Genomic DNA, 24,705 nt, shown 5'->3' with positions numbered 1-24,705 from the left:
CCCCGGCCCGCCGGGGCCGCCATTGCGCGCGCCCCCGGAGACGTAGGCTGTTCGCGTGCTCTTGCTCGCAATGGATACCGCCACGCCCGCCGTCACCGTCGCCCTCCACGACGGCACGTCCGTCCTCGCCGAGGCGGACCAGGTCGACGCCCGCCGCCACGGCGAACTGCTCCTCCCCGCCGTGGACAAGGTGCTCGCCGAGGCCGGCCGCACCCTCGACGAGCTGACCGGCATCGTCGTCGGCGTCGGCCCCGGCCCCTACACCGGCCTGCGGGTCGGTCTCGTGACGGCCGCCGCCTTCGCCTCCGCGCTCGGCGTGCCCGTCCACGGACTGTGCACCCTCGACGGACTCGCGTACGCCGCGCAGGACGCCGGGATCGAAGGCCCCTTCACCGTGGCCACCGACGCCCGCCGCAAGGAGGTGTACTGGGCCCGCTACGCCGACCCGCGCACCCGCCTCACCGACGCCGCCGTGGACCGCCCGGCGGACATCGCCGACCAGGTCGCCGGCATTCCCGCCGTCGGCGCCGGCGCGCTGCTGTACCCGGACGTCTTCACCGACGGCCGCGGCCCCGAGCACCAGTCGGCCGCCGCCCTCGCGGGCCTCGCCGCCGAGATGCTGGCCGCCGGCACCCCCTTCCTGCCGCCGCAGCCGATGTACCTGCGCCGGCCCGACGCGCAGGTGCCCAAGAACTACAAGGTGGTCACCCCCCGGTGACGGACGTACAGCTCCGCGAGATGCGCTGGTGGGACATTCAGCCGGTGCTGGAACTGGAGCACGACCTCTTCCCCGAGGACGCCTGGTCGGCCGGCATGTTCTGGTCCGAACTCGCCCACGCCCGCGGCCCGCGGGCCGCCCGGCACTACGTCGTCGCGGAGGACCCCGACGGCCGGCTCGTCGGCTACGCCGGCCTGGCCGCCTCGGCCGACCTGGCGGACGTGCAGACCATCGCGGCCGCCCGCGACACCTGGGGCAGCGGGCTCGGCGCCCGGCTGCTCACCGACCTCCTCCAGGCCGCCACCGACTTCGAGTGCGCCGAGGTGCTGCTGGAGGTGCGGGTGGACAACACCCGCGCGCAGCGCCTCTACGAGCGGTTCGGATTCGAGCCGATCGGCTTCCGGCGCGGCTACTACCAGCCCGGCAACGTGGACGCCCTCGTGATGCGCCGTGCCGACCCCGCAAGCACCCCCGGCCCCGTACAAGGAACTGAGACCCATGGCTGACGAACCCCTCGTCCTCGGCATCGAGACCTCCTGCGACGAGACCGGCGTCGGCATCGTCCGCGGCACCACGCTGCTCGCGGACGCGGTCGCGTCCAGCGTCGACGAGCACGCCCGGTTCGGCGGCGTGGTCCCCGAAGTCGCCTCCCGCGCGCACCTGGAGGCGATGGTCCCGACCATCGAGCGGGCCCTGAAGGAGGCCGGGGTCAGCGCGAAGGACCTCGACGGCATCGCGGTGACGGCCGGTCCGGGCCTCGCCGGGGCGCTGCTGGTGGGCACCTCCGCCGCGAAGGCGTACGCGTACGCGCTCGGCAAGCCGCTGTACGGGGTCAACCACCTCGCCTCGCACATCTGCGTGGACCAGCTGGAGCACGGGCCGCTGCCGGAGCCGACGATGGCCCTGCTGGTGTCCGGCGGGCACTCCTCGCTGCTGCTCGCACCGGACATCACCAGTGACGTACGGCCGCTCGGCGCGACCATCGACGACGCGGCGGGCGAGGCGTTCGACAAGATCGCGCGGGTGCTGAACCTCGGGTTCCCCGGCGGTCCGGTGATCGACCGGCTCGCCAAGGAGGGCGACCCGAAGGCGATCCACTTCCCGCGCGGGCTGACCGGGGCGAAGGACCCCGTGTACGACTTCTCGTTCTCCGGGCTCAAGACGGCCGTGGCGCGGTGGATCGAGGCAAAGCGGAACGCGGGCGAGGAGGTGCCGGTGCGGGACGTGGCGGCGTCCTTCCAGGAGGCCGTGGTGGACGTCCTGACCCGCAAGGCGATCCGGGCCTGCAAGGACGAGGGTGTCGACCACCTGATGATCGGCGGCGGGGTCGCGGCGAACTCGCGGCTGCGGGCGCTGGCGCAGGAACGGTGCGACGACGCCGGCATCGTCCTGCGCGTGCCGCGGCCCAAGCTGTGCACCGACAACGGGGCGATGGTCGCCGCGCTCGGCGCGGAGATGGTCGCCCGCAACCGGCCGGCTTCGGACTGGGACCTGTCGGCGGACTCGTCGCTGCCGGTGACCGATCCGCACGTGCCGGGGTCCGGCGGGCACGGGCATGGTGCGGGCCACGGGCACGGCCACGGGCATGCGCACGGGCACGGGCATGCGCACGATCACGACCACGTGCACGAGCTGAGCAAGGACAACCTGTACTCATGACGATCACGGTCGCGCTGATGTGGGAGGCCCGGGCCGCGGACGGGCGGGGGGCCGAGCTGCTGGAGTGGGCACGGGCGCAGGTCCTGGCGCGTGACCCGCTCCGGCGCGAGACGTTCCGGGCTCCGCAGGACCGGGTGCTGGTCATCACCTGGTGGCAGGCGGCGGAGCTCGCCGCCGAGCTTCCGGAGCTGCCGGATCCCGCCCCGGACCTGATCACCCGACCGCCCCACCGCTGGCGCTTCGAATCCCTCGAAACCACCTGACCCACCACGGCCGGCTGCCCGCTGGGCTGCGCGACTCCTCGGGTCGGCTGCCCGCCGGGCGGGGGCGAAGCTTGGGGCGGAGCGCCAAGGCAGGTCCGGCTGCGCCGTCCCCCGGGCTCCGCCCGGACCCGCGCCTCAAACGCCGGCGGGGCTGGATTTTGCCCGGCGGGGTCTCGCACGTCGGCGGGGCTGGATTTTGCCCGGCGGGGTCTCGAACGCCGGCGGGGCTGGATTTTGCCCGGCCGGGTCTCGGGCGCCGGCGAAGCGGGAATTCGCCCCGCCGGGTCAGACGCGGGCCGGGTGGCCCAGGAGCATCGTGGGGGCGCCGGCGGCGCGGGTGAGGAAGACCGTGGCCGAGTGAGGCCCCTGCGGTTTGACCTTGCGGCGGAGCTCCTCCGGTTCGACGGCCGACCCCCGCTTCTTGACCGTCAGGATGCCGACCTCCCGCTCCCGGAGCAGCGCCTTCAACCGCTTCAAGTTGAACGGCATGACATCAGTGATCTCGTACGCCGTGGCATACGGCGTGGCCACCAGCTCGTCGGACGTGACGTACGCGATCGTCGGGTCGATCAGCCGCCCGGACACCGCCGCCGCCACCTCCGCCACCAGATGCGCCCGGATCACCGCCCCGTCCGGCTCGTAGAGCCACCGTCCCACCGGCCCCGCCGCGGGATCCGGCAGTGGCGAGGCCGTGGCCAGCGAGTCGCCCGCGGGCAGCAGCGTCGCCCGCATCGTCCCCGGTGCCGTCCCGAACCACAGCACGGCCTCCTTCACGTCCCCGCCGTCCGAGATCCACTCCGCCTCGGCCTCGCCCGGCACCGCCTCGTGCGGAATCCCCGGCGCGATCTTGATCGCCGCGTACTTCGCCGTACGGGCGGCGGAAACCGCCCAGGACAGCGGCGGCGAATACGCCTCCGGATCGAAGATGCGCCCGCCCGTCGCCCGGCCGCCACCCCTCACCGACGCGCTACGCGCGGCACTTCCTTGCCTGCCGCCACGCCGCGCCGGATCCAGGAACACCGCGTCGTACCCACTCGTGTCCACCGACGCGACATCCGCCTCGCGGACCTCGATCAGCCCCTCCAGACCCAGCTCCTCCGCATTGGCCCGCGCCACCGCGGCCGTCAGCGGATCGCGGTCCACGGCCAGCACCCGGATCCCGGCCCGGGCCAGCGCCAGCGCGTCGCCGCCGATCCCGCAGCACAGGTCGGCCACGCTGCGCACGCCGAGCGCGGCGAGCCGCCCGGCCCGGTAGGCGGCCACCGACGCCCGCGTCGCTTGCTCGACCCCGTTGGGCGTGAAGTACATCCGGTACGCGTCCTCCGCGCCGAACTTCGCGGCGGCGCGCTGCCGCAGCCGGGCCATGCCCAGCGCGGCGGACACCAGCGCGGCGGGATGCTCGCGGCGCAGCCGGGTCGCGGTCGCCAGCTCCTGCGCCGGATCGTGGTCGCGGAGTCCGGCGAGCAGGCTCCGGCCCTCGTCGGTGCGCAGGGCGGCGAAGGCATCGGTCGCGGAGGGGGAGTACGGGTCGGCGTTCACCCGCTCATTGTCGGCCAGCCGGTGGAAGCTGTGCGCCCGGCGGGCCTCCCGTCAGGGTGTCGCCGCAGCGGGGGCGCCCCCGGGTGGCAGCATCCGCGCCATGCAGCTAGTACGACAAAAGGGACAGAAGATTTCCCTCGGCCCGGCGCCCGTCCGGGCCCGCAGCCGGTGCGCGGCGGCCCTGGCCGCCCTGCTCGTCGCCACCCTCGCCACGGCCTGCGGCGCCGGCGGCGAGGACTCCGCGGCCGACAAGGCCGCCCGCGCCAAGGCCCTCGGCGGCCCGGCGGGCGCCGTCGACGCCGCCGCTAAGGCCCGGCAGGCCGAGGCTGCCCGGCTCGCGGCCGTGAAACGGTGGGGTCTGGCCCAGGTCCCGCTGAAGCCGCCGGCTCCGCCGAAGGAGAAGCCCGAACTCACCACCCGCAAGGGCTTCGAGATCGACGGCGCCGAGGACGCGGCCTCGCTGCCACCGGTGTTCACGACCGTCCCCACCAAGGACAAGGTCGTCTTCCTGACCATCGACGACGGCGCCGAGAAGGACCCCGAGTTCCTGCGCATGATGCAGGAGCTCCAGATCCCGTACAGCGCCTTCCTCAGCGACTACCTGGTGCGCGACGACTACGCGTACTTCAAGAAGATGCAGTCCCACGGCGTCACGCTCAGCAACCACACGCTGAACCACCGCTACCTGCCGGCCCTCTCGTACGAGAAGCAGCGGCAGGAGATCTGCGGCCAGCAGGACACCATCCAGAAGCAGTTCGGCAAGCGCCCCACGCTCTTCCGGCCGCCGTACGGCAACTACAACGGCGACACCCTGCGCGCCGCCGGGTCCTGCGGGGTGAAGGCCGTGCCGCTGTGGAACTCCGAGGCCTTCCCGGACCGGATGGACTGGCGGGAATGGGACCGCGACCTGCACCCCGGCGACATCGTCCTCACCCACTTCCGGGGCCGCGAGGACTGGAAGGGGTCGATGCCTGACATGATCCGTCAGGTCATGAAGACCGTCACGGCGAAGGGGTACGCCGTGGCCCGCCTGGAGGACTACTTGTGAAGCACGCGCGCCGGTTGACGGCAGGGACGCTGGCGGCCGGCGCACTCGCGCTCACCCTCGCGGTCACGGGCTGCGCCCAGAGCGTGGACCCGATCGAGCGGCTGGGACGCAAGGCCACGGCCGACGTGACGGACGGCCAGGACGGCAGGGGCGGCAAGAACGGCAACGACGGCGGCGGCCCGAAGGCCGCCCGCCCGCACGCCTCCCCCTCGCCGTCCGCGCCCAGGCCCGGCGCGCACAAGGCCTGGGGCCTGGACCGGCCGCTGGAGTTCGCGCCGAAGCCGGCCGGCCGGCCGGCCCTGCCCGCGGCCGCGCCCGGCCGGGTGCCGGTGGTGGACCGGATACCCGTGCCGGCGGGGGAGAAGACGGTCTTCCTCACCTTCGACGACGGCGCCGAACGCGACCCGCAGTTCCTGAAGATGGCCGCCGACCTGCGGCTGCCGATCAGCATGTTCCTCACGCACAGCGTCGCCGGCCCCGGCTACGACCACTTCGGCAGGCTCCGCGACCTGGGCACGGGCAGCGCGATACAGAACCACTCGCTGACCCACCCGAACCTGCGGACCCTGCCGTACGCCGCCCAGAAGGCGGAGATATGCGGCCAGCAGGAGCAGCTGCAGAAGCGCTTCGGGGAACGGCCCAGGCTGCTCCGCCCGCCGTTCGGCAACTACAACGACGACACCCTGCGGGCCGCGAAGGACTGCGGACTCTCCTCCGTGGTCCTGTGGCGGGCCTCCATGCAGATCAACGACCTGCGCTACGCCGAGGGCGACGCCCTCCGGCCCGGTGACATCGTCCTCGCCCACTTCCGCGGCCCGAGCGAGCTGAAGGGCGCGACGCTCACCGAGATGACCACCCGGATGCTCCGCCGGATACAGGAGCAGGGCTACCGGATAGGGGTGCTGGAGGACTACCTGTGACCGGATCCCGACCCTGATCCGGTCCCTGATCCGGCCCCCGGTCCGGCCCCCGGTCCTGATCCGGATCCGCCGCCCGCGCGTCCGCCTCCCGCTGCCGCTCCGCGCTGTCGCTGATCCGCAGCAGTAGCGCGATCATGATCCAGTTGGCCACCAGGGACGAGCCGCCCTTCGCCAGGAACGGCAGCGCCTTGCCGGTGAGCGGGATCAGGCCGGTGACCCCGCCCGCGACCACGAACACCTGGAGCGCCAGCGCCGAGGCCAGCCCCACCGCGAGCAGCTTGCCGAACGGGTCGCGGGCGCCCAGCGCCATCCGCAGACCCCGCTGCACCAGCAGCCCGTAGAGCAGCAGGACGGCCATCACGCCGGCCAGCCCCAGTTCCTCGCCCACCGTGGTGAGGATGAAGTCCGAGCGGGCCGCGAAGCCGATCAGCTCCGGGTGCCCCTGGCCCAGTCCGGTGCCGGTGATCCCGCCGCTGCCGAAGCTGAACAGGGCCTGTGCCGACTGGTCCGAGACGATGCCGGGCGGCCGCTGCTCCGGCGGCAGGAAGATCGCCATCGGCTCCAGCCAGGCCGCGATGCGCCCCTTCACGTGCGGCTCGGTCGAGCCCACCGCGAACGCGCCCACCGCCGCCATGAGCAGACCGCACACGATCCAGCTGGTGCGCTCGGTCGCCACGTACAGCAGGACCACGAAGACGCCGAAGAAGATCAGCGAGGTGCCTAGGTCGCGCTCGAAGACCAGCACCAGCAGCGAGATGACCCACACCGTCACGAGCGGCCCGAGCTGGCGGCCCGGCGGCAGCCGCATCCCCAGGAACCTGCGGCCGGTCAGGGCCAGCGAGTCCCGGTGCACGACGAGGTAGCCGGCGAAGAACACCGCGATCATGATCTTCACGAACTCGCCGGGCTGGAGCGACATCCCGCCCAGGTAGATCCACCGCTTCGCGCCGTACGTGTCGGCGGGCATGAAGGCGGGTGCGATCAGCAGCACCAGTGCCACGGCCATCGTCAGGTAGATGTACCGCTGGAGCAGCCGGTGGTCGCGCAGCAGCGCCAGCATCCCCAGGCAGATCGCCACACCGATCACGGTCCACAGCAGCTGCCCGGGCGCGTTCGCCGCCGCGTTCTTGAACTGCTGCGTGTACGTCTGGTCCAGCCGGGCCAGCAGCACCAGCCCGATCCCGGTCAGCAGCAGCGACAGCGGCAGGATCAGCGGGTCCGCGTACGCCGCGAACCTCCGTACGCCCAGGTGCCCGACCAGGGCCAGCAGGGACATGCTGACGGCGAAGCCGGACAGGTTCGGCGGCAGGGCGCCGTTCATCGCCAGCCCCACGCTCGCGTGCCCGCCCACCGTGATCACGACCACGAAGGCCAGCAGCAGGGCTTCGGTACGGCGGCGCGCCCCGGCCGCCGTCCGGGCGTGCAGGGTCAGTCCGCGCACGGGACGCCGCCGCCGTCGGACGCGCCGCAGCGGCGGCCCGGCCCGGACGGTGCGGCGGTACGCCCGGAAGCCCCGGGTCCGTTCTGCTCTGCAATGAGGCGCTTTATCTTCATATCGTCTAGGACGCTGATGTCCGGTACGAGGTTCCCGGAGGGGGTCCCGCTCGGCCGCGAGGGGCGTGAATTGGCACTCCGCTTGACCGAGTGCTAATCGCCGGAATAGTCTCGGGCCTGGCACTCGCCCCTGGTGAGTGCCAACACAGCGACGGGCAGGTCCGGCACCCGCGACGACGGATCGACCTGGTCGCCACCTCAGACAGTTAACCCCGTGAGATCTCCGAAGGGGGAGGTCGGATCGTGACGACCGCCAGCTCCAAGGTTGCCATCAAGCCGCTCGAGGACCGCATCGTGGTCCAGCCGCTCGACGCCGAGCAGACCACGGCCTCTGGCCTGGTCATCCCGGACACCGCGAAGGAGAAGCCCCAGGAGGGCGTCGTCCTCGCCGTGGGCCCGGGCCGCTTCGAGGACGGCCAGCGTCTCCCGCTGGACGTCAACGTCGGCGACATCGTGCTGTACAGCAAGTACGGCGGCACCGAGGTGAAGTACAGCGGCGAGGAGTACCTCGTCCTCTCGGCTCGCGACGTGCTCGCGATCGTCGAGAAGTAATTCACCCCGAAGCAGAAGTGCTTTGAGCTGCGCCCCTGGCCACCCCGCTGAAGCCGGGCGGCGAGGGGCGCAGTTCGTTTGGAACCCCCAGATTTTTCGAGAGGGCTGAACCGCTCCCATGGCGAAGATCCTGAAGTTCGACGAGGACGCCCGTCGCGCCCTTGAGCGCGGCGTCAACAAGCTTGCCGACACGGTGAAGGTGACGATCGGCCCCAAGGGCCGCAACGTCGTCATCGACAAGAAGTTTGGCGCCCCCACCATCACCAACGACGGTGTCACGATCGCCCGCGAGGTCGAGCTCGACGACCCGTACGAGAACCTGGGCGCCCAGCTCGTGAAGGAGGTGGCGACCAAGACCAACGACATCGCGGGTGACGGCACCACCACCGCGACCGTCCTGGCCCAGGCGCTGGTCCGCGAGGGCCTGCGCAACGTCGCCGCCGGCGCCTCCCCGGCCTCCCTGAAGAAGGGCATCGACGCCGCGGTCAAGGCGGTCTCCGAGGACCTCCTCGCGACCGCCCGCCCGATCGAGGACAAGACCGACATCGCCGCCGTGGCCGCGCTCTCCGCGCAGGACCAGCAGGTCGGCGAGCTCATCGCCGAGGCGATGGACAAGGTCGGCAAGGACGGTGTCATCACCGTCGAGGAGTCCAACACCTTCGGCCTGGAGCTGGAGTTCACCGAGGGCATGGCCTTCGACAAGGGCTACCTCTCGCCGTACATGGTCTCCGACCAGGAGCGTATGGAGGCCGTCCTCGACGACCCGTACATCCTGATCAACCAGGGCAAGATCGCCTCCATCCAGGACCTCCTGCCGCTGCTGGAGAAGGTCATCCAGGCGGGTGGCTCCAAGCCGCTGCTGATCATCGCCGAGGACGTCGAGGGCGAGGCGCTCTCCACCCTGGTCGTGAACAAGATCCGCGGCACCTTCAACGCGGTGGCCGTCAAGGCCCCGGGCTTCGGCGACCGCCGCAAGGCGATGCTGCAGGACATGGCCACCCTCACCGGTGCCACCGTCATCGCCGAGGAGGTCGGCCTCAAGCTCGACCAGGCCGGTCTGGACGTGCTGGGCACCGCCCGCCGCGTGACCGTCTCCAAGGACGACACCACGATCGTGGACGGCGCCGGCTCCTCCGAGGACGTCCTCGGCCGCGTCAACCAGATCAAGGCCGAGATCGAGGCCACGGACTCCGACTGGGACCGCGAGAAGCTCCAGGAGCGCCTCGCGAAGCTGGCCGGCGGCGTGTGCGTGATCAAGGTCGGCGCCGCCACCGAGGTGGAGCTGAAGGAGAAGAAGCACCGTCTGGAGGACGCCATCTCCGCGACCCGCGCCGCGGTCGAGGAGGGCATCGTCTCCGGTGGTGGCTCCGCTCTGGTCCACGCCGCCAAGGTCCTCGAGGGCAACCTCGGCAAGGACGGCGACGAGGCCACCGGTGTCGCGGTCGTCCGCCGCGCCGTGGTCGAGCCGCTGCGCTGGATCGCCGAGAACGCCGGCCTCGAGGGCTACGTCATCACCTCGAAGGTGGCGGAGCTGGAGAAGGGCCAGGGCTTCAACGCGGCCACCGGCGAGTACGGCGACCTGGTCAAGGCCGGCGTCATCGACCCGGTCAAGGTCACCCGTTCCGCCCTGGAGAATGCCGCCTCCATCGCCTCGCTGCTGCTCACGACCGAGACCCTGGTCGTCGAGAAGCCGGCCGAGGAGGAGGCCGACGCCGGTCACGGCCACGGTCACGGCCACAGCCACTGACGCGTCCCCGCGCTTCTGACGGAAGGCCCCCGTCCCGCCGGTCACCCGGCGGGGCGGGGGCCTTCCCGTTCTGCTGCGGCCGCCTGAGCGGGCGTCACTCCATGACGCCCAGCTGCCGCATCAGGGCCATGGCGTCGTAGTGCCACCAGCCTTCCTTGATCATGCCGTCCTGACATCGGAAGACCGTGGTGCCGGTCATCGTGCAGGACTTGCCGGTGGGGGCGATGCCCATGAACTCGCCCTTGTGCGTCCCGGTCCAGGTCCACAGCGTGGTGACGTAGTCGTCCTGCGCCATCTGGGCGTCACGGGTGAAGGTGAAGTCGAAGGCGCTGCGCCACATCTCGACGTCCTCGCGGACCGCGGCGTATCCGGTCTTGTCCACGGGGTTGGAGACGTCGTGGTCCCGGTAGTCCGAGGCGAAGATCTCCTCGATGACGGACAGGTCGCCCTTCACCGCGATGTCGTCGTACATCCGGTTCGCCAGCAGGGTGTTGAGGTGTTCGTCGCGGACCGCGTCCAGATTGGTGAACGTCGGCATGCCGTCGCACAGGGACACCATCTCGTGGAACATCCGGTCCGTCTCCGGGAGGTTGGAGTTCTTCATGGCCTCCTCGTACGACGGGAACTCGACGAAGTTCACGTAGTGGTCCGTTTGGTCGCGGTCCTTGCCCACGATGCTGTGGGTGACCGTGCGCTTGCCCTGGCTCTGGGCGACGTACTTGTCCAGCAGATCGCTCATCGCCTCGGGCTGGTGAGTTCTGTAATCGACCAGTTGTACGAATGTCATGGTGGCTCCCGGGCTGGGTGGGACATGTCCAGTTTAGGGAGGATTCACCCGTTCGGCCGGGTTACTCGCGGGTCACCGGGCGGGGCTCACTGCGGCCCGTACTTGCGGCCCGTGCGCGAGGACACCCCGCCCAGCAGACCGCGCGGGGTCAGCTTCACGATGCCCATCAGCGCCTTGTACCGCGGGTCCGGGATCGAGACCGTGCGCCCGCGCGACAGGTCCGTCAGCGCCGCCGCGACCAGCTTGTCGGCGTCCAGCCACATCCAGTTCGGGATGTTGTCGGTGCCCATGCCGGCCCGCTCGTGGAACTCCGTCCGCACGAACCCCGGGCACAGCGCCATCATCCGCACCCCCGACCCGGCCAGGTCCCGGGCCGCGCCCTGGGTGAACTGCACGACCCACGCCTTGCTCGCGCCGTACGTGCCGCGCGGGACGAACGCCGCGACCGAGGCCACGTTGACGACCCCGCCGCGGCCGCGCTCGCGCATGCCCGACGTGGCCGCCGAGGTCAGCCGCAGCACCGCCTCGACGTGCACCTTCAGCATGGCCAGCTCGTCGGTCATCGACACGTCGAGGTAGCGGCCCTTGTTGCCGAACCCGGCGTTGTTGACCAGCAGGTCCACCGGGCTGCGGCGGTCGCCCAGCCGGGCCTCGACGCCGGCGATGCCCTCCTCCGTCGACAGGTCCGCGGTGAGCACCTCGGCCTCGATGCCGTGCCGGTCGTGCAGCTCGGTCGCCTGCTCCCGCAGCCGCTTGGTGTCCCGGGCCACCAGCACCAGGTCGTTCCCGTCGGCGGCGAGCCGCCGGGCGAAGGCGGCACCGATGCCCGCCGTGGATCCCGTAATCAGAGCAGTCGTCATACGCGAAACCTAGCTGCCGCGGATGTCAGGCCCGCGCGTCGCTGCCGTACTTCTCCAGATGGGCCCGCGCCTTCTCCCGGGCGGCGGCCGACAGGGCGTCGCCCGCGGCCAGCAGGCGCGGCAGCAGGTCCCGTTCGGTGGTGTGGGCGCGGAACCAGAAGCCCACCGTGACCTCGTGGTCCGGCCGGTGCAGCACCTCGACCGGATCGCCGGGCGCGATCTCGCCCGGCTCGACCACCCGCAGGTACGCGCCGGGCCGCCCCGCCCGGGTGAACCGCTTCACCCAGCCGGCCTCGCCCAGCGCGCCCTGGAAGGTGCGGCACGGGATCCGGGCCGCGGACACCTCCAGCACCAGCTCCCGGCCGACCCGCCAACGCTCGCCGACCAGCGCGCCGTTCACGTCCAGGCCCGCGGTGGTGAGGTTCTCGCCGAACCGGCCGCCGGGCAGTTCGCGGCCCAGCTCGGCCTCCCACCAGTCCAGGTCCTCGCGGGCGTACGCGTACACCGCCTGGTCGTGCCCGCCGTGGTGGCGCAGGTCGCAGATGGCGTCCCCGGCCAGTCCGCTGCCTCCGGTGCCCCGCGGACCGGGGGCGTCGACGCGTACCGGACCGGGGGTCGGGTACTTGCCGATGCCGGTGCGCCCGCCCGGCGCGTCGGTGTAGTCGACGGCGGTCGCGCGTCCCAGGTTCACGGAGATCAGATGCATGGCGGCACCGTAGCCCAGCCGTCTCAAAGCGGACAACCATAATTGGCGCCACCATCAAAGGGCCCCTTATGCTCGGAGGGTGATCGAGGCACGTCATCTCCGCGTCCTGCGCGCCGTGGCCGCGACCGGGTCCTTCTCGGCCGCCGCCCGCGAACTGGGCTGCACCCAGCCCGCCGTCAGCCAGCAGATGAAGGCCCTGGAGCAGGGCGCCGGCACCCCGCTGCTCATCCGCACCGGCCGCGAGATGCGCCTGACCCAGGCCGGCGAGGCGCTGGTGCGGCACGCCGCCGGGATCCTCGCCGGGCTGACGGCCGCCGAGGAGGAGGTCGCCGCCATCGCCGGGCTGCGGGCCGGCCGGGTGCGGCTCGTGTCCTTCCCCAGCGGCAGCTCCACCCTGGTGCCGACCGCGCTGGCCGCGATGCGCGCCGCCCACCCGGGCACCCGCATCTCGCTGGTCGAGGCCGAGCCGCCGCGCTCGGTGGAGATGCTCCGCGAGGGCGACTGCGACGTGGCCCTCGCCTTCCGTTACACGGGCGCGGCGGACCCGGCGGAGTGGGCGGACCTGGTGGTCCGGCCGGTGCTCACCGACAAGCTGGTCGGCCTGGTCCCGGAGGGGCACCCGCTGGCCGGGGCGGAGCGGGTGGCGATGGCCGACCTGGCCGGCGAGCCGTGGATCGCGGGCTGCCCGCGCTGCCGCCGGCACCTGGTCGACGTGTGCGAGGAGGCCGGCTTCACCCCGCGCATCGACTTCGCCACCGACGACTACCCGGCCGTGGTCGGGCTGGTCGGGGCGGGCCTGGGCGTGGCGGTGCTGCCGGAGCTGGCGGTGGAGTCCGTACGGACCAAGGGGGCGCGGACGCTGGCGGTCGAGCCGGCGGTGCACCGCGAGGTGGTCGCGCTGACGCTGCCCGACCTGGCGCGGGTGCCCGCCGTGGCGGCCACCCTCGACGAGCTGGAGCGTGCCGCCGCGCGGTAGCCGGGGCCGGCGCCGCGCGGCGGCTCAGGGGAAACGTTCCTGCTGACGGTGCCTTTCGTGCACCGGTTCAGTGCGCGGGCGTGCTGCTCACGCTCGATGCGGAGATCAGGCGGTGGCGGGCGCGGCCCATCAGCTCCTCGCGCTCGTCCTCGGTCAGCCCTCCCCAGACCCCGTAGGGCTCGCGTACGGCGAGGGCGTGTGCGGCGCACTCCGCGCGCACCGGGCATCGCATGCAGACCTCTTTAGCCGAGGCCTCGCGCGCGCTCCGGGCCGCGCCCCGCTCGCCTTCCGGGTGGAAGAAGAGGGAGCTGTCGACCCCTCGGCAGGCTGCCATCAGCTGCCAGTCCCAGAGGTCGGCGTTCGGTCCGGGGAGGCGGGAGAAATCTGCCATGGGTAGTCCTCTTGAGGCCGGTACTGAGACGGATACGGCCCAACCAGTCATATCTACTATCCGAGTAGATGTAAATATGACTCATTGGGAATCTAGCCTCAGACACCAGCCAACCGGAAGGAAAGCCGCCAAATAGGGCATAGCTCCAGATGGAGGACAGACCGGTTGTGGCGCCCGTGTTGTGTCGGCGTCCTCACGTAGAGTGCCGAAGGTGTCCGTCCGACCCGTAACTCTTTCGAGTGACCATCGTTGAGAGTGCGAAGGCGGTTGAACGAAGAAGTTCCCGGACAGGTGTCCGAGAGCATCGACCGCACAGGTGACGATACGTACCAGCCTGGAGGCTCAAGGTGACGCGCATCAGTAGCTGCGGAGGGCGGCCATGACATCCGTCCTCGTCTGTGACGACTCCCCGCTTGCCCGAGAGGCGCTCCGTCGCGCGGTGGCCACCGTGCCCGGCGTCGAGCGCGTGACCACGGCTGCCAACGGCGAGGAAGTCCTCCGCCGCTGGGGCGCCGACCGCTCCGACCTCATCCTGATGGACGTACGGATGCCCGGCCTCGGCGGTGTCGAGACCGTGCGCCGGCTGCTCTCGGCCGATCCGGGCGCCCGCATCATCATGCTGACCGTAGCCGAGGACCTCGACGGCGTCGCGCTCGCGGTCGCCGCCGGGGCCCGCGGCTACCTGCACAAGGACGCCTCGCGCGCCGAGCTGCGCGCGACGGTGACGCAGGCGCTCGCCGACCCGACCTGGCGGCTCGCCCCGCGCCGGCTGCGGTCCGCCGAGATGGGCGCCGCGCCCACCCTCACCGCCCGGGAGATCCAGGTGCTGGAGGGCATGAGCCACGGCCGGTCCAACGCCGAGATCGGGCGCGAGCTGTTCCTCTCCGAGGACACGGTCAAGACCCACGCCCGCCGGCTCTTCAAGAAGCTGGGTGCGTCCGACCGGGCGCACGCCGTGGCGCTGGGGTTCCGCTGGGGCCTCGTCCGCTGATCGCGTTGCGGTCCCCGTCCGCCACCGTGCGGGCGGGGCGGCGCGTGGCGGTCGCACCCGGCGGCCGGCCGCGGATCCCTGCCGAAGGCCCGGGAGTCTCCGCGAGTCTTGCCGTATCCGGTGTGCGCGAGGGGGTTGGCGGGGCAGAATCCGGGGGACGTGTCGCTTCGCGCGCGATGCCGCATCCTTGAGGGTGGGACACCACCCAGGGGCGGACGCCGGCGCAGGCGCTGCTGCCTCGGGGACCATTCGGCCGAGCGGGAGGGGAGGGCGTTGACGATGAGTTCCGGCGCGCCTGCTCATAACGCTTCGGTGCACAACACGGGCCGCGGTGCCGCGGAACGTCCGGCGTCAAGGCACCATGGATTGATGCGCGACGACGAGGCCCTGGGATCCCCCACGGCCACGGGCCCTGCGGGGCCCCCCAAGAACAGCGGCGCCGGCGCAGTCGGTGCCCTGGTCCGTCGTGCGGTCGAGGGCGACGAGCAGGCCACCCACGACCTGCTCGCCCACGTCCACCCGCTCGCCCTCCGGTACTGCCGGACCAGGCTGTCGCGGCTGCCGGGGGACGCCCGGCACTTCGTGGAGGACCTGGCGCAGGAGGTCTGCGTCGCGGTGCTGATGGCCCTGCCGCGCTACCGGGACACGGGCCGCCCGTTCGAGGCGTTCGTCTTCGCCATCGCCGCCCACAAGGTCGCCGACCTCCAGCGCGCCGCGATGCGGCACCCCGGCAGCACTGCGGTGCCCTCCGACGAGATGCCGGAACGCCCCGACGACTCGCTGGGACCCGAGGAGCGGGCGCTGCTCAGCAGTGACGCGGCCTGGGCCAAGAAGCTGCTCGCCAACCTGCCGGAGAACCAGCGTGAGCTGCTCGTGCTGCGGGTCGCCGTCGGGCTGACGGCGGAGGAGACCGGGCAGATGCTGGGGATGTCGCCGGGTGCGGTGCGCGTGGCGCAGCACCGGGCGCTGTCCCGCTTGCGCGCGTTGGCCGAACAGTAATTCGATCAACGCGGGTTGAAACTCGTAGGATTCCACGAAAATCGCGATCGATCTTGATCGTGGAATGAGACGCCCCGGGTTCCCGTTAGCATCGTTATCCGCGCTAAGCAAGACCATCTGGGAAGGTGTCATGACTGCCAACGGTGACGGAGTGCCCGACAAATTCGCCTCGCTCGGGCTGACCTACGACGACGTCCTGCTGCTGCCGGGCTCGTCCGACATGGCACCCGACGAGATCGACACCTCCTCCCTGATCTCGCGGAACGTCCGCGTGAACGTTCCGCTGCTGTCCGCGGCGATGGACAAGGTCACCGAGGCCCGGATGGCCATCGCCATGGCCCGCCAGGGCGGCGTCGGCGTGCTCCACCGCAACCTCTCCATCGTCGACCAGGCCAACCAGGTCGACCTGGTCAAGCGCTCCGAGTCCGGCATGGTCACCGACCCGATCACCGTGCACCCGGACGCGACCCTGCGCGAGGCCGACGAGCTGTGCGCGAAGTTCCGCATCTCCGGCGTCCCGGTCACCGACCCCGCCGGCAAGCTGCTCGGCATCGTCACCAACCGCGACATGGCCTTCGAGTCGGACCGCAGCCGCCAGGTGCGCGAGGTGATGACCCCGATGCCGCTGGTCACGGGCCACGTCGGCATCTCCGGCGTGGACGCCATGGAGCTGCTGCGCCGCCACAAGATCGAGAAGCTTCCGCTGGTCGACGACGCGGGCACCCTCAAGGGCCTGATCACCGTCAAGGACTTCGTCAAGGCGGAGCAGTACCCGAACGCCGCCAAGGACAAGGACGGCCGCCTGCTGGTCGGCGCCGCCGTCGGCGTCGCCGGCGACGCCTACGAGCGCGCCCAGGCGCTCATCGAGGCGGGCGCCGACTTCATCGTCGTCGACACCGCGCACGGCCACTCCCGGCTGGTCGGCGACATGGTCGCCAAGATCAAGTCGAACTCCTCGGTGGACGTCATCGGCGGCAACGTCGCCACCCGCGACGGCGCCCAGGCGCTCGTCGACGCCGGCTGCGACGGCATCAAGGTCGGCGTCGGCCCCGGCTCGATCTGCACCACCCGCGTGGTCGCCGGCATCGGCGTCCCGCAGGTCACCGCCATCTACGAGGCCTCCCTCGCGGCGAAGGCGGCGGGCGTGCCGGTCATCGGCGACGGCGGCCTCCAGTACTCCGGCGACATCGCCAAGGCGCTGGTCGCGGGTGCCGACACGGTGATGCTCGGCTCGCTGCTCGCGGGCTGCGAGGAGTCCCCGGGCGAGCTGCTCTTCATCAACGGCAAGCAGTTCAAGTCGTACCGCGGCATGGGCTCGCTCGGCGCCATGCAGTCCCGCGGCGACCGCAAGTCGTTCTCCAAGGACCGCTACTTCCAGGAGGGCGTGGGCGGCGACGACAAGCTCATCCCCGAGGGCATCGAGGGCCAGGTGCCCTACCGCGGTCCGCTGTCGGCCGTCGTCCACCAGCTGGTGGGCGGCCTGCGCCAGTCGATGTTCTACGTCGGCGGGCGCACGGTGCCGGAGCTCCAGGACCGCGGCCGGTTCGTCCGCATCACGTCCGCGGGCCTCAAGGAGAGCCACCCGCACGACATCCAGATGACGGTCGAGGCGCCGAACTACTCCCGCAAGGGCTGAGGCGATCGCACAGGGGCGGGCCCGGGTGACCGGGCCCGCCCCTCGCCGTTTCCGCACCGGCCCGGGGTTGCGCCCGTCCCGCTCGGCGGTCGCGGGAACGCGGCCGTCCGGCCTTCGGGGATACTGGACACGCAGTAGCCAAGAGGGAAAGGCCACCACACGTGACTGAGATCGAGATCGGGCGCGGCAAGCGCGGCCGCAGGGCGTACGCGTTCGACGACATCGCCATCGTCCCGAGCCGGCGCACCCGGGACCCGAAGGAGGTCTCGATCGCCTGGCAGATCGACGCCTACCGCTTCGAGCTGCCGTTCCTGGCCGCCCCCATGGACTCGGTCGTCTCCCCGCAGACCGCCATCCGCATCGGCGAGCTCGGCGGCCTCGGCGTCCTGAACCTCGAAGGCCTGTGGACCCGCTACGAGGACCCGCAGCCGCTCCTCGACGAGGTCACCGAGCTCTCCGAGGAGGCCGCCACCCGCCGCCTGCAGGAGATCTACGCGGCCCCGATCCAGGCCGACCTGATCGGCCGGCGCATCAAGGAGGTGCGCGACTCCGGCGTCGTCACCGCCGCCGCGCTCTCCCCGCAGCGCACCGCGCAGTTCTCGAAGGCCGTCGTCGACGCCGGCGTGGACATCTTCGTGATCCGCGGCACCACCGTCTCCGCCGAGCACGTCTCCGGCGCCGCCGAGCCGCTGAACCTGAAGCAGTTCATCTACGAGCTCGACGTCCCGGTCATCGTCGGCGGCTGCGCCACGTACACCGCGGCCCTGCACCTGATGCGCACCGGTGCGGCGGGCGTGCTCGTCGGCTTCGGCGGCGGCGCGGCCCACACCACCCGCAACGTGCTGGGCATCCAGGTCCCGATGGCGACCGCGGTCGCCGACGTGGCCGCGGCCCGACGCGACTACATGGACGAGTCCGGCGGTCGCTACGTGCACGTCATCGCCGACGGCGGCGTGGGCTGGTCCGGCGACCTGCCCAAGGCCATCGCCTGCGGCGCCGACGCCGTGATGATGGGCTCCCCGCTGGCCCGTGCCACCGACGCGCCCGGCAAGGGCCACCACTGGGGCATGGAGGCCGTCCACGAGGACGTGCCGCGCGGCAAGAAGGTGGACCTGGGCACGGTCGGCACCACCGAGGAGATCCTCACCGGCCCGTCCCACACCCCCGACGGTTCCATGAACCTCTTCGGCGCCCTCCGCCGCTCGATGGCCACCACCGGCTACAGCGAGCTGAAGGAGTTCCAGCGCGTCGAGGTCACCGTCGCGGACTCGCAGCACCGCCGCTGACCCGTTCCGGTCACCGCACCGGGCACCCGTTCGCACGCCAGGGCCGGCATCCCACCCGGGATGCCGGCCCTCCGGTGTACGTGCCTCAGCGCCCCGGCCGGACCAATCGGACACGCGCAGATCAGACGACCGCGGTTGCGGGCCGGATTCAGAGGCGGTGGGCGGCGCCCGCGGGGCTGGCGCCGCGGGTGTCGAGGAGGAGCTGCGCCTTCACCGCCAGGCCCTGCATGTCGTAGGTGCGGTGGTGCTGGAGGAGGACGGTGAGGTCGGCGCCGGCGGCGGCCTCGTACAGGGACTCGGCGCGGGGGACGGGCTGGTCGCGGACCCGCCAGGAGGCGATGTACGGGTCGTGGTAGCTGATCTGTGCGCCCAGGTCGAGGAGGCGGCTGGCGATCTCGCGGGCGGGGGAGCCCTCCTGGTCGGCGAGGTCGGGCTTGTACGTGACGCCGAGGAGCAGCACGCGGGCGCCGCGGGCGGACTTGCCGTGCTCGTTCAGCAGGCCGGCGCAGCGCTGGATGACGTACTGCGGCATCCGGCCGTTCACCTCCTGGGCCAGGCCCATCATGCGCAGCGGGTGGCCGGGGGTGCGGGGGGTGTGCGGGAGGTAGTTGGGGTCGAGCGGGACGCCGTGGCCGCCGACGCCCGGACCCGGGCGGAAGGCCTGGAAGCCGTAGGGCTTGGTCTCCGCGCAGCGGATCACGTCCCAGACGTCCACGCCGAGGTCGTGGCAGAGCACGGCCATCTCGTTGGCGAGGGCGATGTTGACGTGCCGGTACGTCGTTTCGAGCAGCTGGACCGCCTCGGCCTCGCGCAGCCCGCGGGCCCGCACCACCTTGTCGGTCAGCCGGGCGTAGAACGCGGCGGCGGACTCGGTGCAGGCCGGGGTGAGCCCGCCGATCACCTTGGGGGTGTTGGCGAAGCCGTGGGTGCGGTTGCCCGGGTCCAGCCGGCTGGGCGAGTACGCGAGGTGGAAGTCGCGCCCGGCGCGCAGCCGCGAGCCGGACTCCAGGATCGGGCGGAGGTAGTCCTCGGTGACCCCGGGGTGGGCGGCCGATTCGAGGATGACGGTGGTGTGCGGCCGCAGCCGGGCGGCGAGCGCCCGGGCGGCCTCGCCGACCGCCGACAGGTCGAGGGCGCGGTCGGCGCCGAGCGAGGTGGGGGCGCAGATGACCGCGGTCCGCACCCGGCCGAGTTCGGCCGGATTGGTGGTGACGCGGAAGCCGGCTGCCGACATCCGGCGGATCTCGGCGGCCGTCAGGGTGCTGTCGGTGACCGGGCCGGCGTCGTAGCCGACGGTCTCGATGCCCGCGGCTACGGCGGCCTGGGCGAGGGGGAGGCCGAGGTGGCCGAGGCCGATGACGGCGAGGTCTGCGGGCATGGAGGTGGCCGTCCTTCCCTAACCGGAGGGGGCTGGGCGCGCAAGTCCTGTGGATGACACGAGCTGGCGCTATGTCAGACTAGGCGTATATATGACCGATCTGCGGCATTGTGGGACGGCGGCCACCGTTGTGTTGTCCACAGCCGGTGGCTGATGTGGGTGCGCCCGGTCAGAATCGTGGTGAGGGGGATGTGAGCGGGGTCACTCACGCCGGGCGGAGCTTGTGCGCCCGCAGGGGCGGCCGCACCGACGGGAGGCAGCAGTGAGGACAGCGGAACTGGGGCCCGCGCAGCGCACCGAGGCGCTCGCCCGGATGGCCGAGCGGGAGCTGGACGTGCTGGTGGTGGGCGCGGGGGTGGTCGGCGCGGGCACCGCGCTGGACGCGGTCACGCGCGGGCTGTCCACCGGGCTGGTGGAGGCGCGCGACTGGGCGTCGGGCACGTCGAGCAGATCGAGCAAACTCATCCACGGCGGGCTGCGCTACCTGGAGATGCTCGACTTCGCGCTGGTCCGCGAGGCGCTGAAGGAGCGCGGCCTGCTGCTGGAGCGGCTCGCCCCGCACCTGGTCAAACCGGTGCCGTTCCTCTATCCGCTCCAGCACAAGGGCTGGGAGCGGCTGTACGCGGGCTCGGGCGTGGCGCTCTACGACGCGATGTCCGTCTCCAGCGGGCACGGCCGCGGCCTGCCCGTGCACCGCCACCTCTCGCGCCGGCGGGCCCTGCGGGTGGCGCCCTGCCTGCGCAAGGACGCGCTGGTCGGGGCCCTGCAGTACTACGACGCCCAGATGGACGACGCCCGGTTCGTGGCCACCCTGGTGCGGACGGCGGCGGCGTACGGCGCGCTGGCCGCCAACCGGGCCCGGGTGGTGGGCTTCCTGCGCGAGGGCGAGCGGGTGGTCGGCGCGAAGGTCCAGGACGTCGAGGGCGGCGGGACGTACGAGATCCGCGCGAAGCAGATCGTCAACGCCACCGGGGTGTGGACGGACGACACGCAGGCGCTCATCGGGGAGCGCGGACAGTTCCACGTACGGGCGTCGAAGGGCATCCATCTGGTCGTACCCAAGGACCGGATCCATTCGACCACCGGGCTGATCCTGCGCACGGAGAAGTCGGTGCTGTTCGTCATCCCGTGGGGACGGCACTGGATCGTCGGCACCACGGACACCGACTGGGACCTCGACAAGGCGCACCCGGCGGCCTCCAGCGCCGACATCGACTACCTGCTGGAGCACGTGAACTCGGTGCTCGCGGTGCCGCTCACCCGGGAGGACGTGCAGGGGGTGTACGCGGGCCTGCGGCCGCTGCTGGCCGGCGAGTCGGACGCCACGAGCAAGCTCTCCCGCGAGCACACCGTCGCCCATCCTGCGCCCGGGCTGGTGGTGGTGGCGGGCGGCAAGTACACGACCTACCGGGTGATGGCGAAGGACGCGGTGGACGAGGCCGTGCACGGGCTCGACCAGCGGGTCGCGGCCTGCGTGACGGAGGACGTGCCGCTGCTGGGCGCCGAGGGGTACCGGGCGCTGTGGAACGCGCGCGCCCGCACGGCGGCGCGGACCGGGCTGCACGTGGCGCGGATCGAACATCTCCTGAACCGGTACGGCTCTCTGACGGAGCAGATCCTCGACCTGATCGCGGCCGATCCGGGGCTCGGCGTGCCGCTCGGCGGGGCGGACGACTACCTGCGGGCGGAGGTGGTCTACGCGGCGTCGCACGAGGGGGCCCGGCACCTGGACGACGTCCTCACGCGGCGGACCCGGATCTCCATCGAGACGTTCGACCGCGGGACGCGGTGTGCGCGGGAGTGCGCCGAGCTGATGGCTCCGGTGCTCGGCTGGGACGAACAGCAGATCGACAAGGAGGTGGAGCACTACGAGAAGCGGGTGCAGGCGGAGCGGGAGTCGCAGCGTCAGCCGGACGACCAGACGGCGGACGCGGCGCGGCTGGGGGCTCCGGACATCGTTCCGCTTTAACGATCTTGAGGTCGCTCTGAGGTTGTGGGGAACCGCGGACCCCGGGCTCCCGTCCGTGCCGGAGTGAGGAACAATGAGGGTTCTGCCGGGGCGGGTTGCCACGCTCCCTGCCGAGGCGGGGGTGAACCGCGATCGCAGAGGGGACGCATGTCGAAGCCGGAGCACACGCGCAAGGCGCAGGACCTCGCGGATGGCGCCGCCGGTTCCCTTGCGAAGGACGCCGCCACCGCGTCCGGTTCGGAAGCGGAGCCGACCGCGGGCGGGGTCGTCCTGGCCAAGGGGGCCGGGGCCGGGTCTGAGGCTGCGGCAGATGCGGCTGCCGGAGACGGGGTTGCCGCCGAGACCTCGGCTGAGGCCGGGGCTGAGGATGCTGCCGGGCCTGCCGGTGCGGGCGAGACGGAGCCGGAAGGCGAGCCCGAGCCGGTGTCGGTGACGAAGGCGGAGCCTGCGCCGGTGGCCCTGGCGAAGGCGCCGGGGGAGGCTGCGGCGGCGCCCGCCACTGCGGCCGAACCTGCTCCCGTGCCTGCATCCGGGCCCGCCGACAAGGAGAAAGCGGAACCGGAGGCGGAGCGGGACGGGCAGCCCCGGAAGGGAGCTGACGGGGCGTCGTCGGACACCGGGGAGCACGAGGGGCAGCTGCTGGCCGGGCGGTACCGGCTGGGGCGGGTCCTCGGCAAGGGCGGCATGGGCACGGTCTGGCGGGCCGTCGACGAGACCCTCGGCCGCACCGTCGCGGTCAAGGAACTCCGGTTCCCCTCCGGGATCGACGCCGACGAGAAGCGCCGCCTGATCACCCGCACCCTGCGCGAGGCCAAGGCCATCGCCCGGATCCGCAGCGGCGGGGCGGTCACCGTCTTCGACGTGGTCCACGAGGACGACCGGCCGTGGATCGTCATGGAACTCGTCGAGGGTTCCTCGCTCGCCGAGTTCATCCGCGAGAGGGGCACCCTCACCCCGCGGCGCGCCGCCGAGGTCGGCCTCGCCGTCCTCGACGTCCTGCGCGCCGCGCACCGCGAGGGCATCCTGCACCGCGACGTGAAGCCGTCCAACGTGCTGATGTCCGACAGCGGCCGGGTGGTCCTCACCGACTTCGGCATCGCGCAGGTCGAGGGCGACCCCTCGGTCACGTCCACCGGCATGCTCGTCGGTGCCCCCTCGTACATTTCCCCGGAACGCGCCCGCGGCTACAAGCCGGGACCGCCGGCCGACCTGTGGTCCCTCGGCGGTCTGATCTACGCCTGCGTCGAGGGCGTGCCGCCGTACGACAAGGGTTCGGCGCTCGCCACCCTGACGGCCGTCATGACCGAGCCGGTGGACCCGCCGCGGAACGCCGGTCCGCTGACCGACGTCATCTACGGGCTGCTCGCCAAGGACCCGGCGCAGCGGCTCGACGACGCGGGCGCCCGCGCGATGCTCACGGCGATCGTCAACGCGCCGGAGCCCGAGCCGGAGCCGCCGGTCGACGAGACCCGCATGATCGCCCTGCCGCCGCTGCCGGAGAAGACGGAGAAGGACGCGGCGCGGGAGGCGGCCAAGGAGGCCGCGCGGGCGGCCAAGGCAGCCAAGGAGAAGGAGCGGGAGAACCGCGAACGGGCCAAGGCTGCGCTGAAGTCGGCGCGGGCCGCGGCCGCCGTGCAGCACGCCGAGCCCGGCCCGGCCGTCCCCGCGCAGGGCACCGGCGGCCCGCGGACCGCGCCGGCGGCCCCGCTCACGGACGTGCTGCCGCGCCGCACGATCGCGCTGGCCGTGGTGGCGTTCGTGGCCGTGCTCGCCGCCATCGGCGGGGTCATCGCGTACGCCTTCAGCGGGAACGACGAGCCGGACCGGGACAGCAAGAACGGCGGCAAGGCCGGCGGTTCCTCGTCCGCGTCGGCGAAGCCTGCGGCGGCGGGCGGTTCCGGCAACGGCGGTTCCGCGCAGGGCGGCCAGGCGCAGGGCCAGGGCCAGGGCAAGGGCCAGACCGGCCAGTCGCAGGGCGGCACCGACGGCAAGGGCACCGCGCAGGGCGCCACCGGCGGTCAGGGCAAGGACGGCACCAAGGGCGGCGCGCTGCCCGCGGGGTACGCGACCGTGACCGACGACCGGTTCCACTTCACGATGGCGCTGCCGAAGGACTTCCGCCGCAACGACATAGCGGGCGAGAACTCCGGCGGCATCTACAACCGTGACGGCGGCTTCCCGCGGGTCCAGGTCGACTTCAACGACAGCCCGCTCGACGACGCCAGGCTGGCCTGGTCCCAGCTCGCCGTGGTCGTCGCGCGCAGCAGCAGCGGGTACAAGCACCTCGGCATCGCGGAGCGGGACTACCGCGGCTACCCGACGGTCGCCGACTGGGAGTTCGAGCGGAACCAGGGCGGGGCGCGGATCCGGGTCCTCAACCGCGGCTTCAAGGTGGACGCCGACCACGGCTACGCGATCATGATCAGCTGCAAGGTGTCCGAATGGGACGCGGCGGAGTGCAAGACGCTCCGCGAGACCGCGTTCGCGACCTTCCAGCCGAAGGACTGACCCCCGGCCCGCCCCGGGGCGCGGCGGCCGTCGCCGTGCCCCGGATCCTCCCGGTCGCCCCGGAATCGCCCGACCGGGCCTGACCTCGCCGGACCCGCGACGCGGGTGGCCCCTGCGACGTATCGTGAGAGTCCGCGGACCGTACGCAGCCGCAACGGGCCGGTAATCGACCGGAATTGGCCTGTTTGCGGCGGTGCGGGCGTGGCTGCTCGTGACGG

At 72.3% G+C, this 24,705-nt stretch carries 22 protein-coding genes; 15 read left to right on the top strand and 7 right to left on the bottom strand.

The features are described 5' to 3' along the window. Positions 1-55 precede the first annotated feature (55 nt). The 4 genes from tsaB to LG634_RS13830 are packed head-to-tail and all read left to right on the top strand — an operon-like array spanning position 56 to position 2,640. A complete protein-coding gene (tsaB, locus tag LG634_RS13845; protein ID WP_226734080.1) occupies positions 56-718 on the top strand; it encodes a tRNA (adenosine(37)-N6)-threonylcarbamoyltransferase complex dimerization subunit type 1 TsaB in 663 nt (220 codons plus the stop codon). A gap of 20 nt (positions 719-738) precedes the next feature. Continuing rightward, positions 739-1,224, top strand: a complete 486-nt coding sequence (gene rimI, locus LG634_RS13840; protein WP_226734146.1) for a ribosomal protein S18-alanine N-acetyltransferase — start codon at positions 739-741, stop codon at positions 1,222-1,224. Then, on the top strand, positions 1,217-2,377 hold the full coding sequence (tsaD, locus tag LG634_RS13835) for a tRNA (adenosine(37)-N6)-threonylcarbamoyltransferase complex transferase subunit TsaD (RefSeq protein WP_226734079.1): 1,161 nt from the start codon (positions 1,217-1,219) through the stop codon (positions 2,375-2,377). Before rimI ends, tsaD begins: the two co-directional genes overlap by 8 nt. Further along, complete coding sequence (locus LG634_RS13830; RefSeq protein ID WP_226734078.1) at positions 2,374-2,640, top strand: hypothetical protein; 267 nt, start codon at positions 2,374-2,376, stop codon at positions 2,638-2,640. Before tsaD ends, LG634_RS13830 begins: the two co-directional genes overlap by 4 nt. Before the next feature lie 285 nt (positions 2,641-2,925). Here LG634_RS13830 and LG634_RS13825 read toward each other — a convergent pair whose 3' ends face one another. After that, complete coding sequence (locus LG634_RS13825; protein WP_443729010.1) at positions 2,926-4,179, bottom strand: class I SAM-dependent methyltransferase; 1,254 nt, start codon at positions 4,177-4,179, stop codon at positions 2,926-2,928. Positions 4,180-4,279: 100 nt separating this feature from the next. Here LG634_RS13825 and LG634_RS13820 point away from each other — a divergent pair, with 100 nt between their 5' ends. Together LG634_RS13820 and LG634_RS13815 are read left to right on the top strand one after the other, a co-directional pair. Beyond that, positions 4,280-5,227 carry a polysaccharide deacetylase family protein gene (locus LG634_RS13820; protein ID WP_226734077.1) on the top strand — a complete coding sequence of 316 codons (948 nt, stop codon included), beginning with the start codon at positions 4,280-4,282 and terminating at the stop codon, positions 5,225-5,227. Next, positions 5,224-6,147 carry a polysaccharide deacetylase family protein gene (locus tag LG634_RS13815; protein WP_372482421.1) on the top strand — a complete coding sequence of 308 codons (924 nt, stop codon included), beginning with the start codon at positions 5,224-5,226 and terminating at the stop codon, positions 6,145-6,147. The genes LG634_RS13820 and LG634_RS13815 overlap by 4 nt, the downstream gene beginning before the upstream one ends. On the opposite strand, the gene LG634_RS13810 is transcribed toward LG634_RS13815, so the two are convergent. Next, positions 6,068-7,579, bottom strand: a complete 1,512-nt coding sequence (locus LG634_RS13810) for an FtsW/RodA/SpoVE family cell cycle protein (protein ID WP_264203104.1) — start codon at positions 7,577-7,579, stop codon at positions 6,068-6,070. The two genes, LG634_RS13815 and LG634_RS13810, sit on opposite strands and share 80 nt — an antisense overlap. A gap of 365 nt (positions 7,580-7,944) precedes the next feature. Here LG634_RS13810 and groES point away from each other — a divergent pair, with 365 nt between their 5' ends. Further along, positions 7,945-8,253: a co-chaperone GroES gene (groES, locus tag LG634_RS13805; RefSeq protein WP_007265952.1), complete on the top strand. Its 309-nt coding sequence runs from the start codon at positions 7,945-7,947 to the stop codon at positions 8,251-8,253. Positions 8,254-8,371: 118 nt separating this feature from the next. Next, entirely contained in the window at positions 8,372-10,000 is a 1,629-nt protein-coding gene (gene groL / locus LG634_RS13800) for a chaperonin GroEL (RefSeq protein ID WP_226734075.1), read from the top strand. Between the two features lie 94 nt (positions 10,001-10,094). Here the strand turns inward: groL and LG634_RS13795 are convergent, their stop codons facing one another. From LG634_RS13795 to LG634_RS13785, 3 genes are all read right to left on the bottom strand, one after another. Beyond that, positions 10,095-10,739 (bottom strand): ester cyclase, encoded by a 645-nt coding sequence (locus LG634_RS13795; protein WP_308072491.1) that lies wholly within the window; start codon positions 10,737-10,739, stop codon positions 10,095-10,097. 134 nt (positions 10,740-10,873) lie between these two features. Next, positions 10,874-11,647, bottom strand: coding sequence for an SDR family NAD(P)-dependent oxidoreductase (locus LG634_RS13790; protein WP_226734073.1), 774 nt, complete (start codon positions 11,645-11,647; stop codon positions 10,874-10,876). Between the two features lie 25 nt (positions 11,648-11,672). Beyond that, the gene (locus LG634_RS13785; protein ID WP_226734072.1) at positions 11,673-12,353 is read right to left on the bottom strand and encodes an MOSC domain-containing protein; all 681 of its coding nucleotides are present in this window, start codon (positions 12,351-12,353) and stop codon (positions 11,673-11,675) included. A 79-nt stretch (positions 12,354-12,432) separates the two neighbouring features. Here LG634_RS13785 and LG634_RS13780 point away from each other — a divergent pair, with 79 nt between their 5' ends. Continuing rightward, positions 12,433-13,329, top strand: a complete 897-nt coding sequence (locus LG634_RS13780) for a LysR family transcriptional regulator (protein ID WP_226734071.1) — start codon at positions 12,433-12,435, stop codon at positions 13,327-13,329. A 67-nt stretch (positions 13,330-13,396) separates the two neighbouring features. On the opposite strand, the gene LG634_RS13775 is transcribed toward LG634_RS13780, so the two are convergent. Beyond that, positions 13,397-13,720, bottom strand: a complete 324-nt coding sequence (locus LG634_RS13775) for a WhiB family transcriptional regulator (RefSeq protein ID WP_226734070.1) — start codon at positions 13,718-13,720, stop codon at positions 13,397-13,399. A gap of 379 nt (positions 13,721-14,099) precedes the next feature. Here LG634_RS13775 and LG634_RS13770 point away from each other — a divergent pair, with 379 nt between their 5' ends. The 4 genes from LG634_RS13770 to LG634_RS13755 all read left to right on the top strand — a co-directional run bounded on the left by LG634_RS13770 (position 14,100) and on the right by LG634_RS13755 (position 18,632). Then, on the top strand, positions 14,100-14,711 hold the full coding sequence (locus LG634_RS13770) for a response regulator transcription factor (protein ID WP_003948568.1): 612 nt from the start codon (positions 14,100-14,102) through the stop codon (positions 14,709-14,711). A 369-nt stretch (positions 14,712-15,080) separates the two neighbouring features. Further along, positions 15,081-15,710 (top strand): sigma-70 family RNA polymerase sigma factor, encoded by a 630-nt coding sequence (locus LG634_RS13765; RefSeq protein WP_226734069.1) that lies wholly within the window; start codon positions 15,081-15,083, stop codon positions 15,708-15,710. 130 nt (positions 15,711-15,840) lie between these two features. Beyond that, complete coding sequence (gene guaB, locus LG634_RS13760; RefSeq protein WP_226734068.1) at positions 15,841-17,346, top strand: IMP dehydrogenase; 1,506 nt, start codon at positions 15,841-15,843, stop codon at positions 17,344-17,346. Between the two features lie 161 nt (positions 17,347-17,507). Next, positions 17,508-18,632, top strand: a complete 1,125-nt coding sequence (locus LG634_RS13755) for a GuaB3 family IMP dehydrogenase-related protein (protein ID WP_226734067.1) — start codon at positions 17,508-17,510, stop codon at positions 18,630-18,632. Between the two features lie 148 nt (positions 18,633-18,780). Here LG634_RS13755 and LG634_RS13750 read toward each other — a convergent pair whose 3' ends face one another. Then, on the bottom strand, positions 18,781-20,010 hold the full coding sequence (locus tag LG634_RS13750) for a nucleotide sugar dehydrogenase (RefSeq protein WP_226734066.1): 1,230 nt from the start codon (positions 20,008-20,010) through the stop codon (positions 18,781-18,783). A 262-nt stretch (positions 20,011-20,272) separates the two neighbouring features. Here LG634_RS13750 and LG634_RS13745 point away from each other — a divergent pair, with 262 nt between their 5' ends. Further along, complete coding sequence (locus tag LG634_RS13745; protein ID WP_226734065.1) at positions 20,273-21,979, top strand: glycerol-3-phosphate dehydrogenase/oxidase; 1,707 nt, start codon at positions 20,273-20,275, stop codon at positions 21,977-21,979. 147 nt (positions 21,980-22,126) lie between these two features. After that, positions 22,127-24,487: a serine/threonine-protein kinase gene (locus tag LG634_RS13740; protein WP_226734064.1), complete on the top strand. Its 2,361-nt coding sequence runs from the start codon at positions 22,127-22,129 to the stop codon at positions 24,485-24,487. Positions 24,488-24,705 lie beyond the last annotated feature (218 nt).

Source organism: Streptomyces bambusae (assembly GCF_020532645.1).
Lineage (GTDB): Bacteria > Actinomycetota > Actinomycetes > Streptomycetales > Streptomycetaceae > Streptomyces > Streptomyces bambusae.
This window is presented reverse-complemented; position numbering and strand designations above follow the sequence as displayed.